The following is an 11,610-nucleotide window of genomic DNA, read 5'->3' on the forward strand; positions in this document are numbered from 1 at the left end:
TCCTGGACCAGGACGTCGAGCCTTTCACTTGCCTGATCGAAGGTATCTCAGGAACTCGGCACCAATACCGAGAATCAATGCACCAAGGCTCAAGAGTAAGCTGAAATTCCAATAAGGCTCGAACGCCATCCATTCGCGCTCCTTAGCCAACCGCAAGACCAGCCATATCAAAACAGCAAGCACTGCGCCAGCGACAATGAACCCTGATCTGGAACGCCCTTTCGCATTCGGCATTAATGCTTCGGCATATTCCTCCGGCTCGCCAAACTCCTCAACTAGCTGATCGTAGTCAGTACCGTGGGCCTTTAAATCCAGGATCGCGCCTTGAATTATCTCCTCAGAAGCTCCGTAGGAGCGCAATGCCGCTTTCAAACGAGTTCCATAGTCGAGCATATCTAACTCCTTTTGTTGATCATCGACAAACTTCGCGAAATATCTTGCCAGGCCTGTTCGGCGGCTAGAAGTTCATCCCGGCCTTCACCAGTGAGCCTCAGCATTTTCTTAGCTGGACCGTGCGATGTTGTATCCCAATAATGTTCAAGGGCTCCCTGCTCTTCAAAACGTCGAAGAAGCGGATACAGAACCCCGCCTTTCACATCACCAAAGCCATGCTCTCTCAAACGCACTATCAACTCGTAACCATGAATGTCTTCCTCGGCAATCACAGCTAGCGCCGCGTACTGAAGTGCGCTGCGCGCAAAATCGTTCCTCCACTGTCTGACGCTCATATCTATGATGATATCCGAAACTACGTATAAAATCTATCTAAATAATCATAGGGCTGCGGGAGCCTGCCCCGAAACAACTAAGCGAGTCCCACTATGCGCTGTGATCGGATAGATCTGCCATAATTCCATTGCTGGTCGGCATTCATTCCATAAGCTCAAGACAGCCGTGGGACGAAGCTCTAGCCGCTGATGATGGGGAATCTGTCACCCGCTGCCCTACCCGCCCGGGCCAATTCAATTTGCTTGTATCCCACAGGCTTACACTCCTTCGGGGCATACAATGCCAAGCGAATAACGATGCATCCTTCGTAGATAAAGCATCGGAGTGCTACCTGCATTAGGCCAGGGAACGCAACGGAAGACGGACAGAGCTGAATTTTCGGCAGTCCCACATACTAGTCAGCGGCTACTAGCTATAACTTGCACGAGGGCGTACTTCCAGCCTTAGCTTCGGCTTCGCCAATCGGGTACCGCTTCGTTGAGCGCCTCTAGTTTCCATAGCTCGAGCCGGTTCTCGGTACGTCGTTGATGCTGGTTATGAAGCCATACTCCCAGAGCATGCTCTTCTTCTGTGGCGTAGGACCTGTATCCGGGCATGCGCTGTTCAGCATCTACGAAAGCAATGAAGAGTGAGAGGTTCTTTTTCCACTGCATTTCACGTTCTCGCACCCGTGCGCTGACGTTCCAGTTTGGGAGAGATTCAAGCAGTACGATTTTTGCTTGTAGCAGGTCATTTCGCTCGAAGAGACGACGCTGCTCAGCGACCCACTCAGCCAGCGACCGCTCGGCAGGATCCCCGGTACTGCGCGGGAGACGCCCAAGCACTGCATAGAAGTATTGTGCTTCTTTCACTCGCCTTCGCCAATTTGTTGTGATGCGATGCGGCCCTCGAGCTTCTAGCGCTGCCGTGTGTTTGGTGAAGAAGTCAGGGTCGTTTTTTTGGCGGTTTTTCAGGTGCAGGTGCACGGTGGCGATGGTTTGTTTGCATAGGTCGGCGATTTCGCGCGCGGTAAGGCCCGCGGTAAACATCATGTCCCATTCCGGGTGCCTCGAGACGTCCCAACCGACCATGAACACAAAGCTACTGCACAACAGCCGCCTACTTGAAGAGCCGTACGGCGTTTGGCCCTGCAGCAGCTCGAAGACCGCCAGCTCGGGCGAGCTACGTACGCACCGGTCGAGGCTTCTCCTGCTCCATTCTCCCGAGATCCGACAGTCCTAGCTAGCAGTGTCTTCGAGTACCTGCCCTTTGCCCCTTATGACAAGCCTCCGCTTTTGTTCGGCTACCGCGAGTACACCTTCGTTAAGCATCCATCGGCCAGCACGATCGCCTGCCATAGCAGAGTCTTGGGCGCCGGTTTTCTGGTTGTCCGGTGTTTTGTGGCCGAATTGTGTCTTGTCCCCACCTCTAAACTGGGTTCAAAGGCACTGCTGACACGATAAATTAAGACAGGTTGGCAACAACACCGAGCCGCAGGGGCACGGTGTGAGCATGTTGTTGTGGTGTGAGTGAATGAGCGGTAAGTGAAGCTAGGGCGCGATGAAGTTCAAGCGTGGCTGGATGAGGTTTCTCCAGGCACCAGTTCCGTGCGCTTTGCTGCCCTCGCAGACCTGCCTCGGTTGCGGGTCAAGCAGCAGCTCGCTCGAGGCAACGTCGCCCCGGCAACAATCGCTGCCATCTCCCGCGGCCTGGGCCTGGATCCGCTCACCCAGCTCAGCCGCTTCGCTGTCTTCGCTGACCTTGTTCCTTCCTCCCCTGCCACCGGCGAGATGCCAGGTTTCATTTCATCGCCAGGGTTGTTCCGTGCCAGTGCTGGACGTTTGGAAAACCAGCCAGTGACCGAAACCCAACTCGGGCCTGAGAGCTATGATTTGGCGGCGTTGTATTGGTTCAACCTCGCCAACGACGGGGCGTTGCGTGCCAGGATTGCTGATGAGCTGGGAGTGAATCAGCCAACGCTATGGAAGATGCTGCGCACCAGGTTGCGTGAAGATGTGGCACTGGCGGTGTGTGAGCATGCTGGGTGGCCGGGCGTGTCGGCTTTAGTGATCTCTGAAGTGCTCACGGGGAAAGAAGCTGGTTGGGTTGAAAATTGCCGTGCGACTTGGGCTAATTCTGTTCCGGTCGGCCATTTGCTCAGTTGCACTGAGCAACGTTTGCAGCAGGTGGGCAAGCAGGAACGCGACCGGGAGAGCTTCGACCGTCATTTAGGATGAATGATGTGGCGGTTTCGAGCTGGGTGTCTGCAATCCTTGCCACCAGTTTCCTCGCAGCCCTCATCGCCCGCCTTCCTCGCCTGATCCAAGGGATCGGGAATCTCTGGTTGTGGCTCACCCATTTAGGCATGGCCCTCGTCTTGTCTTTGGCTGTTGATCCGGTCTATGAGTTCGTTGATTCCCTGGCGGGATCCCATAATTTTGCGAACCTCGTATCCCATATTGGTATTGCGCTGGTGTTCTTCTGTGGCGGCATACAGATTTCCCATGGCATCAACCGTCCCGAGATCGCCAGCAAGATCCTGAAACTCTCCACTGTCGCGTTGCCGGCTTCTGCCGCCCTGATGGGTGTCCTGTTCGTGTTCAGTGGGAGTTCCTATTCTGACGTTGGGTTGAATGCGTTCAGGGATAACCCGCTGGTGGTCTTATATAAGCTCGCGCTCTATATCTACCCGGCAATTGTTTCCTCGTTCCTGGTGGCCCCGCTGATGAGGGCAGCTACCGAGTCGGTATCCAGGATTCCGTACTACTCCAAGAAGCTCATGGGCTTCGGCTTCGGCCTGGTCATCGCCGCCCCGCTGGGGCATCTGGCCGAGTTGGCGAACCGGCAACTGGGCTGGATTACGGACTTGTTCATCTATCCTGCGATTTTCAGTGTCCTGGTAGGCATGACGTTGGGGCTGGTGGATGCGGTGCTGTGCCGGAGGCAGCAGCGGCGGGACTTTATCCAGGCATCGTGACTCCTTGCTGCTCGAGCAGCTCCATCGGGTTCGTGATCTGCCCGTCTTTCCATACTTCGAAGTGCAGATGGAATCCGGTGGAGTTGCCGTTGGTACCCACCTGGGCGATCTGCTCCCCTGCTTCAACTTCATCGCCGACGTGCGCGATCAGATCATCCGGGAACATGTGAACATACAAGGTCGTGATCTGGGCGCCGTCGTGCATGCCGTGGTCGATTTCGATCTGGCAGGGCGACCGGCCCACAACGAGGTCATCGCAGCTGGCGCGGATGACTTGCCCGGCGGCCGCCGCGTAAATCGGGGTGTCCTCAGGGGCGGCAAAGTCTTCGCCGGCGTGCGGGTAGGGGCCGCGGGATTCGCCGTAGTTGTGCCAGATCTTCGTCAACGTCTCCAAGGGGAAGACCCAGTCCGAGTCATTGTCCGCGGGAGTGTTTTTACTTTTCGGGTTGCGGCTCTCAGCCCCGTCATCACACGAGACATAGGCTTCATCTTGGTCGGCATCAGTGACTTCTGCGCCTTGCAACGCCGCATAGATCAGCTCTGCATCATCCCTGCGTTGCGCGTAGTTATCAGGCAGGCCGGAGGCTTGGACGGCTTCGGCGGCTTGCTCGTAGGGCAGCTCGTCCCACCCGTCAATGTTCTGGAGGCGGTCGAAGAAGGTCGCGGACGCGGTGGCGGGGTTCATGATCTGTCCGACAGTGCCCCAGTCGGCGCTGGGCCGTTGCTGGAAGGTGCCCATGGCATCCCAAGCGTGCCCGACGCCTTCATGCGGTTCATCCAAGGAAGCCACGGCCACCTCTTTGGCTTGTTCCCATTCGTTTTCGGTCATGATGCGGGTACCTTCCGGGTACTCCCAGCTCCCGTCGTTGGCCAGGATGGTCAGGCTGCTTTCCTGAATGGAGGTCATCAGTCCGATGATGGCCGCACGTTGGGGCAGGCCTGCGGTGCTAGCTTCGTTGATGATAATCGCGGCGTTCGCCAGTTGCTTCCCGGTGTAGTCGCCGACTGGGGTGGTTGGCAGGTGGGTGACGTCGATGCTTTCCCCGATGCTGCTGTTCGGGTCGCAGTCCATAGCCCGGGGATCCGCAGCGTCCCGGGGTCCGAGAATGGTCAGAGAGAGGAAAATGCCGCCGAAGAAGATCATCAGGGTGATGGCGAGGATTTTGATGAGTCTGAAGCGTCGCATCATTTGGTGCTGGTGATCTTTTCGACGACCCATTCACCATCAGCCCGGCTCAGCAGGAAGTCCAGGGAGCCGGTGTTGGTATTCACGGTGACGGTGGCGATTGCCGCAGACCGTCCTTTGACGGGCGTCTCGGTGCTGGTGACTTTGGTGGCGGTGATGTTCAGGTTCGAGACGTTCTGGAAGGTGCGTTGCGCGTCGTCCGAAAGGTAGGGCCGCAGCCCGGTAAACCATTGGGACTGTTCCAGGTCGGGGCGGGCGTAGGCTGTCGCGGCGTTGGTGGCCACGTCACTGGCTTCTTGGGCGATCCGGGGGCTCCATTCTTCGATGGCTGATTGTTCCGGGGAGGCGTGGATGTCGTGCATGATCCCGTTCTCCTCCCCCGGCGTGCCTTCTGGTTCGGTCGGTGTGCAACCCGCCAGCAGCGCACTGGCTAAGGCCAGAACGAGCCCTGTCGTGGCGGCACGGCGGCGAGAGTGTTCCCTAGTGTGGCGCGTGGTGCGGTGCATTCCCTGGTTCATGGCAACCCCCTTGAGTATTTTTTTATATTGAAGCTTATATTTTCAATACTAATTGATACTATGGGTTTGATGAACGAAAGGGGACCTGCATGAGCGGGGATTGGCCAGGCGAAGAACGCCGCCGCATGAAAACAGACCTTCTGGTGAAACCAACACCCACCGAACAGGGCACCAGCAAAGCAACCACCCAACAACCAGCCAGCGACGGACCAGCCCCTGGCTCGAGCACTGCCAGCCCAAGCGCTGCGGGACAAGATCCTGCTGACGCTCCTGGGAATCCGGATTCCGCACAGGCATCCCCGGCATCCGGGACGACTCAGGGATCAGGAACACTACTGGATTCAGGGACACCGCTCGTCTCAGGAACACCGCTGGTCTCAGGATCGCTCAGCAGTGCGATCACCGGCTCCGACGCCCTGGAAACACCGTTGCCAGCCGAAGAAGGATGGCAGAAGAAGATCCGGACTTGGACTGGCGGGCTGATCGCCCCGAAACCAGGACCCCAAGAACTGACACGCCGGGCCACGCTCGCCTCAATCCGCCGGGTCTACCCGCGGCCGGTCACCGTGACCATCGCCCAACCTGCCGGTGGAGCAGGGAAAACTTCTCTCACCGTCGCACTGGCCTCCACCATCGGCAACACCTCGGATCACAACGTGCTGGCCATGGACAACAACGAAACCATGGGCACCCTCGGGGTCCGCACCCGTTCCAACGGGTCGAACATGACCATCATCGACCTGCTCGATGCCCTCGAGCAGCTCAAAAGCGAACGGACCCGCAGCGGCGATGTCCAGTACTACACCCGCCCACAAGGAGACAACCGCTTCAGCGTACTGGCCTCCGATGAGGATCCAGACCGGATGCAAATGCTCACCCGCCCCACCTTCAACGAACTGCTCGAAGTCGTCCAGCGCTTCTGGAACATCGTCGTACTGGACACCGGCAACAACACCCGCGCCGAAAACTGGCTCGCCGGCATCGACGCCACCGACCAGCTCGTCTTCCCCGTCGAGCTCAACGACAAATCCGTCGTCTCTGTCCTGCGCACCGTCGAACAATTGCAGGCAATGTCCCAAGTCACCGGAAACCAGCACTATGCCAGCCTGTGTGAGCATGCGGTCCTGGTCATCACCCCAGGATCCCACCGTCGGGCCGTGGCCGCGGAGCGCCGCAAAGAACTGCGCCAGATGCTCGAACAAGCCCTCGGCGAGACCGCAACATTCCTAGCCATCCCCTATGAACCGGCCCTGGACACGAACGGGCTGATCGACTGGCAGCTAGCCACTGACGAGTCAGTGCGCGCCTTCGAGAAAGTCGCCGCTGCCGTCAGCGCCGGACTCTTCCGCTCAGCCTCTAACGACACGACCCCCCGAAACACCAAGGAGAACTAACCCGTGTTCGCACCAGTACACACCGCGCCCAGCATCGTCGCGGAACAAAAAGAATCCACGACCGTGAAAAACCCGTTCGAGGGCGTCTCCCCCGACATCTCGCCTTTGGGCGATGGATTCGACAGCGCACTGGGCATCATCCTCGGCGTCATCTGGGGCGTCGTGCTGATCTATGTGGCCGTGAAGCTGCTGACCAGTCTTGGCAAGTTCGCCGGTGCGAAAAAGCAAGGCCACTACGAAGAGCTCGGTGAGCATACCGATGAGATGAAACGCCGTGGCATTGCCCTGGTCGCGGTTGCCGCGTTCGGTGTCATCATCGGTGCGGTCCTGAAATTGGCGGGGATGCTCTAATGACCAGCCGTCGGAGAATTATTGTCCTCATCGTCGCTGTGGTGGCCATAGCCCTCGTCGTGGTAGCCAGCGTCCTCATGTCCCAAGATCAGGATCAACCCGATTCTTCGGCGGCCACCACCCCCACCACACCAGCCAAAGCCAGCGAGTACGGGTTCCCAATCTCCAGCATCCGCCTCGCTGAAGGCGGAACCAAGACCGCACCCGACGGCAAAACCCCTATCGGATACACGGCTTCGTGTGAAGACGCCGTCCGCGCTGCAGTGAACTATGTGGCGGCCGATTCCTACTCCCCTGAAAACTGGAAGAACCAGAAGGCAACGCTTCAGCAGATCACCACTTCGGGCGAGTACAACACGAAGTACATCAACGCCACAGCCTCACTGGTCTCCGATAATTCAGCTTCAGCAGAAAGCAGCCTGATCTCTCCGGCGATCTACAAGGTCGAGAACTGCGAACCAGGAAAATCAGCAAACATCGCCGTGGCACTCGAGATCGACGATCCAGGGCTCGAGCTGGATGGGAAAACTATCGGCCCCTCGATCGAATACCGCACTCAGAACCAAGCTTTGGTGTGGGAAGGCAATGATTGGAAGCTCGATCTCTCGCCGACGCCCGTCCGTGCAGAATCTCAATTGATCATTGCTGACGGCGAGAAAGCTCCAGAATCGCCGAACGATCTGCTGAACCAAATTTTCGTGGACTCCCAAGGCAATCCGCTAAGCCGTGATGGTTGGATGGAGCTTGCACGATGAGGCGGTTGCTCACCGCCATCTTCGCTGCCTTGCTCACCCTAGGTCTAGCAGTCCCGGCCCAAGCCACCGGAACAGATGAAAATGTCTCAGAAGTTCTGAGCCAAGACCAGGCCAAGAGGTACGAGAACTTATCGGATGACGATAAGAACACCTTGCTGCATGATATCATCACGGAGATCGGCGCCGATGAATGCAGCAATTTCACGTACTACCGCAAGATGGAATCTTTCCTCAACTTCGATGCCCGCAACTGCGAAGAACAGACACGCGATGCGTTGCACGCCATGTATCCGGACCCTGACGCGCTGATCATCAAGCAGGAACCAGCCATGGATTTGTGCGAGGCCCTGAGTTCCACGGGTGCGGGACAGCAAAGCGTTACTTTCTGCATCAGGAAACAAGCGAATGATTTCCTTATGGGGTGGGCTTCAGGCACTCTGAGAAATTGGATGGGCCAAAGCGAGATCGGCCGATCGGTTCTGAACGCCATGGATGCCATCGGCAACACCATCGACTTCGTTGCCGACCCCAAAAGCGGACTCGAAGAAGTCGCCAACAGCAGCAAAATAGAGTCCATCGCACTCACCTCAAAAGTCCTCGAAGAGCTCACCTCCACCACCGAATTCGACGCCTCCAGCCCAGAGTTCAAAGACCGTTGGGCGCTCTACGCAGGCATCGGCGTCGTCGGGCTCTCCATCATGCTGCTCACCTTATTCAAGCACCACAGCAACGGAGAGATCAGCGACGACGACTTCAGCAACTCCCTGCTCTACTACCTCCCGGTCAGCCTCTTCCTGGTGATCTACGGTCCGTGGGCCATGAACGAAATACAGCAGCGCATCGCCCCACTGACCTCCGGGGCCACTAACTGGTCCGCGGAAATGATCAGTAATTTCATCACCGTGATCTCCCGCTTCGCTTCCTTGGAATCCAGCAGCTGGTTCGGCCCGCTGGCGGCGATCATCTTCTTCGGGATGCTGTTCATCGGCTCGATCGCCCTGATGATTTACTTCCTGCTCATCCCGATCTTCCAGCAGCTCATGGGACTGGCCATCGCCGCCCTGATCGGCATGCTCATCTCGCCGAAAACCCGCCGCTACGTACTGAAGATCGCTTCTACCCTCGCCACCCTGCTGATCCTCAAGCCCGTGGTCTTCCTCGTCATGGGCGCCGTCTTCGGGGTCCTGGCCTCGCAGACCGCGTTCAAGGAAGGCACCGACGATGTGCTGGTCAATGTGGGCAACCTCGGAGCGACCGCATTCATCATGCTGCTGATCGTTCTTTCCCCCGCAGCGATCTTCCGGTGGATGCCCATCATCCAAAGCCGTGAAGCGAACTTCGGCGGGATCTCCCCTGAAATTTCTGCTGGTGTCGGCGCTGCGGCAGGTGGCATGGCCGGCTCACTCGCCGGTGCCGGCGCAGGAGCCGTGCGTCGCGCGATCTCCTCACGCCGCGGCAATGCTTCCAGCACACCTTCGCCTGCCCCCCGGGCCGGTAACGGTACATCGGGCGGCGGTACTGCAGCAGGTGCTGGAGCAGCAAGTACCGGTGCTGCCAGCCAGGGATCTTCAGCTGCGCGTGGCGGTGAGGATGGTTCAGCCCCACCTTCAGGGGCCGGCGCGTCCGGCGGCCCGGATGCTGGCCAGCCGCAGGGTTCTTCTGGTGGCCAGTCGTCGCCTGGCAGCCCTGGGCAGGGTACTCCGACCGAGGTCATGGAACGGCCAACCAGCCCCCGAACAGGCAGCACAGGAAATGCCAGTGGTTCCAGCGGCGCGGGTGCTCCAAGGACAACGGGTTCCTCAGGCCGCAATCCTGAAGGTGGCTCTGCTGGAGAACCGACCTTCGACAGTGCCGGTATTGGCACTTCTGGCCAGGCTGCTGGTGCTTCCGGCCGGCAAACCCAGCCCGCAGGCCCTAACTCTCCAACCAATGCCACCTCTAGCAAGGCGTATCGGCCGTTGCACACCGGCAAGGTCGGGATGCTCGCCAACGCCCGCTACGCCATGTCCAACGCGGCAGCCCAAGCCCGCATCGCCCAACAGGACTCCGACCCCGATACCTGGGATTCGTTTAAGGACTGATCAACCCTCATGACTCGTCACGTTGCCCTCGGCGGTGAGTTCAAGTCCCGCGGACTGCTCTCAGGCCGTTCCCTGCCCGAAAAGCTCCTCCTCTTCATTGGTCTCGCGCTCTCCGCGTTCCTGGTCATGTTGGGATCGTTCAGCTTCTTCTTCCTCGTCGCGGCGCTCTTCGTGGCCGTGGCCAGCATCCTGACTACGATGCCCACCGCCATCAATGAAGGCCGCAGCCTGGCAGCCATTTATGCCGAACGGGCCTACCGGATCTGGCAGAAAACCACCGGCACCGATGTCTTCGATCCCGTCCACGAACAGATCGCCGCAGAGCGCCTGAGAACCTACCAGCACGCCACCCAAAATAAGCAGAGAACACAGAACAAACAGAAAACTTCGAACCAGCCGAAAACTGCCCGCCCCAAAGGGTTCGCAGTGCGCAGGGCCCAACGCCGCAAAGCCACCGACCAGCCGGCCCCGTTGATGATCGGGAAGATGAGCGCCACCGAAGTCCCCTTCAACACCCGCGAACGCCTCACCGTGTTCAGGCATGCGAACACCAGCCCGGTATTCTATACCGCGATCTTCGAAGTGCGCGGCAGCACCGGCGGTGTCGTGGAAGAAGACATCGAAGACATCCCGTTCATCGGATTCGGCAAAGTCCTCGCCCGGGCAGCGCGGCGCACCAGCGCCATCTCCCACATCCAAAGCTTCACCCGCTCCGTCCCCTTGGACATCACCGACCACATTTCCTGGCTCTCTGACTACGTCCACCCCCAAGCCCATGACCACCTGGTCCGCTCCTACCAAGAGCTATGCCTGGATGTGGAGCAGAAGGCCGAACAGCACCGCTCCTACTGGGTGCTGCGCTTCGACAACCTCGCCGCACTGCAGCGCGCCATCACCGCCCAAACCCCTGGCCCGCGGGCGGTGCATGACGCGATCGTCAGCGAAGCCCACGCCCTGATGTCCCAAGCAGTCACCCATAAAGCGATCCGCAGTTTCCGGCCGGTGAACTCCAACATGGCCGCAGCACTCCTCTCCCACCTACAAGACCCGTACGAGGTCAGCATCGACGACCCAGACCAAAACCTCAGTTCGGTCTGGCAGCGTCTGGACGCCACAAAAACGTCCAAAGCAGTACTGGTGAACAACCATGCCTACACACGAGTGGCTTACATTCCCCGCCATGGGTTCATGGCCGGCTCCGCCCTTCCCGTCCAATCCATGCGGCAGCTGGTCAACGGGATCGTGCCCGCAGTGATCCATTCGGTGTCGTGGGTCAACGAAGTTGTCGATGCCCGCACCGCCCGTGCCCAAGCGGTCTCTGATCGCACCAGTGACAAGGCCAAGCGCAAATCCGATGCAGAGAAAGGCAAAGTCAGCGACGGCACCGAACACGTCATGTCCAGCTCCTCGGACCAGCGCGGCGCCGACCTCATGCCCGGCAGCGGGCATCACGGAGTGAAATGGGGTGCGTACCTGAGCTTCACTGTGCAGTCCGAAGAAGAACTGCTGGCTGTGTCCACACAGATTGAATCGGTGGCCACTGATTGCGGGATCGAGCGGCTGATCTGGCTCGATGACCGCCACCATATGGCGTTGGCTGCCGTGATGCCGCTAGGACGAGGGATCCGTTAATCATGAAA

At 58.8% G+C, this 11,610-nt stretch carries 12 protein-coding genes; 7 read left to right on the forward strand and 5 right to left on the reverse strand.

Features of this window, described 5'->3' with window-relative positions:
* Positions 1–24: 24 nt before the first annotated feature.
* The 3 genes from ACNPM8_RS00005 to ACNPM8_RS00015 all read right to left on the reverse strand — a co-directional run bounded on the left by ACNPM8_RS00005 (position 25) and on the right by ACNPM8_RS00015 (position 1,760).
* Positions 25–393: a hypothetical protein gene (locus ACNPM8_RS00005; protein ID WP_448938973.1), complete on the reverse strand. Its 369-nt coding sequence runs from the start codon at positions 391–393 to the stop codon at positions 25–27.
* A 2-nt stretch (positions 394–395) separates the two neighbouring features.
* Entirely contained in the window at positions 396–728 is a 333-nt protein-coding gene (locus ACNPM8_RS00010; protein WP_448938974.1) for a PadR family transcriptional regulator, read from the reverse strand.
* 444 nt (positions 729–1,172) lie between these two features.
* Complete coding sequence (locus ACNPM8_RS00015; protein WP_448938975.1) at positions 1,173–1,760, reverse strand: helicase associated domain-containing protein; 588 nt, start codon at positions 1,758–1,760, stop codon at positions 1,173–1,175.
* A 492-nt stretch (positions 1,761–2,252) separates the two neighbouring features.
* Here ACNPM8_RS00015 and ACNPM8_RS00020 point away from each other — a divergent pair, with 492 nt between their 5' ends.
* A complete protein-coding gene (locus tag ACNPM8_RS00020; RefSeq protein ID WP_448938976.1) occupies positions 2,253–2,945 on the forward strand; it encodes a hypothetical protein in 693 nt (230 codons plus the stop codon).
* Between the two features lie 5 nt (positions 2,946–2,950).
* Complete coding sequence (locus ACNPM8_RS00025; RefSeq protein WP_448938540.1) at positions 2,951–3,685, forward strand: hypothetical protein; 735 nt, start codon at positions 2,951–2,953, stop codon at positions 3,683–3,685.
* Here ACNPM8_RS00025 and ACNPM8_RS00030 read toward each other — a convergent pair.
* Both ACNPM8_RS00030 and ACNPM8_RS00035 read right to left on the reverse strand, forming a co-directional pair.
* Complete coding sequence (locus ACNPM8_RS00030; protein ID WP_448938977.1) at positions 3,669–4,871, reverse strand: M23 family metallopeptidase; 1,203 nt, start codon at positions 4,869–4,871, stop codon at positions 3,669–3,671. The genes ACNPM8_RS00025 and ACNPM8_RS00030 overlap by 17 nt on opposite strands.
* Positions 4,871–5,389 carry a hypothetical protein gene (locus tag ACNPM8_RS00035; protein ID WP_448938978.1) on the reverse strand — a complete coding sequence of 173 codons (519 nt, stop codon included), beginning with the start codon at positions 5,387–5,389 and terminating at the stop codon, positions 4,871–4,873. Before ACNPM8_RS00035 ends, ACNPM8_RS00030 begins: the two co-directional genes overlap by 1 nt.
* A gap of 89 nt (positions 5,390–5,478) precedes the next feature.
* Between ACNPM8_RS00035 and ACNPM8_RS00040 the strand changes: the two genes are divergently transcribed.
* The 5 genes from ACNPM8_RS00040 to ACNPM8_RS00060 are packed head-to-tail and all read left to right on the forward strand — an operon-like array spanning position 5,479 to position 11,602.
* Positions 5,479–6,783 (forward strand): MinD/ParA family ATP-binding protein, encoded by a 1,305-nt coding sequence (locus ACNPM8_RS00040; protein ID WP_448938979.1) that lies wholly within the window; start codon positions 5,479–5,481, stop codon positions 6,781–6,783.
* A 3-nt stretch (positions 6,784–6,786) separates the two neighbouring features.
* Positions 6,787–7,134, forward strand: coding sequence for a hypothetical protein (locus ACNPM8_RS00045; RefSeq protein WP_402735327.1), 348 nt, complete (start codon positions 6,787–6,789; stop codon positions 7,132–7,134).
* The gene (locus ACNPM8_RS00050) at positions 7,134–7,889 is read left to right on the forward strand and encodes a hypothetical protein (protein ID WP_402735326.1); all 756 of its coding nucleotides are present in this window, start codon (positions 7,134–7,136) and stop codon (positions 7,887–7,889) included. The genes ACNPM8_RS00045 and ACNPM8_RS00050 overlap by 1 nt, the downstream gene beginning before the upstream one ends.
* Complete coding sequence (locus ACNPM8_RS00055; RefSeq protein WP_402735325.1) at positions 7,886–9,970, forward strand: hypothetical protein; 2,085 nt, start codon at positions 7,886–7,888, stop codon at positions 9,968–9,970. The genes ACNPM8_RS00050 and ACNPM8_RS00055 overlap by 4 nt, the downstream gene beginning before the upstream one ends.
* 9 nt (positions 9,971–9,979) lie before the next feature.
* Entirely contained in the window at positions 9,980–11,602 is a 1,623-nt protein-coding gene (locus ACNPM8_RS00060) for a hypothetical protein (RefSeq protein WP_402735324.1), read from the forward strand.
* Positions 11,603–11,610: the final 8 nt, after the last annotated feature.

It is taken from the genome of Glutamicibacter sp. AGC46, from assembly GCF_053543715.1.

Excerpts from the sequence above, each read along its gene's own strand:
- ACNPM8_RS00015 (WP_448938975.1), bottom strand. The coding sequence starts at position 1,760 with ATGATGTTTACCGCGGGCCTTACCGCGCGCGAAATCGCCGACCTATGC.
- ACNPM8_RS00055 (WP_402735325.1), top strand. The coding sequence starts at position 7,886 with ATGAGGCGGTTGCTCACCGCCATCTTCGCTGCCTTGCTCACCCTAGGT.
- ACNPM8_RS00040 (WP_448938979.1), top strand. The coding sequence starts at position 5,479 with ATGAGCGGGGATTGGCCAGGCGAAGAACGCCGCCGCATGAAAACAGAC.
- ACNPM8_RS00060 (WP_402735324.1), top strand. The coding sequence starts at position 9,980 with ATGACTCGTCACGTTGCCCTCGGCGGTGAGTTCAAGTCCCGCGGACTG.
- ACNPM8_RS00030 (WP_448938977.1), bottom strand. The coding sequence starts at position 4,871 with ATGCGACGCTTCAGACTCATCAAAATCCTCGCCATCACCCTGATGATC.
- ACNPM8_RS00035 (WP_448938978.1), bottom strand. The coding sequence starts at position 5,389 with ATGAACCAGGGAATGCACCGCACCACGCGCCACACTAGGGAACACTCT.
- ACNPM8_RS00005 (WP_448938973.1), bottom strand. The coding sequence starts at position 393 with ATGCTCGACTATGGAACTCGTTTGAAAGCGGCATTGCGCTCCTACGGA.
- ACNPM8_RS00050 (WP_402735326.1), top strand. The coding sequence starts at position 7,134 with ATGACCAGCCGTCGGAGAATTATTGTCCTCATCGTCGCTGTGGTGGCC.
- ACNPM8_RS00010 (WP_448938974.1), bottom strand. The coding sequence starts at position 728 with ATGAGCGTCAGACAGTGGAGGAACGATTTTGCGCGCAGCGCACTTCAG.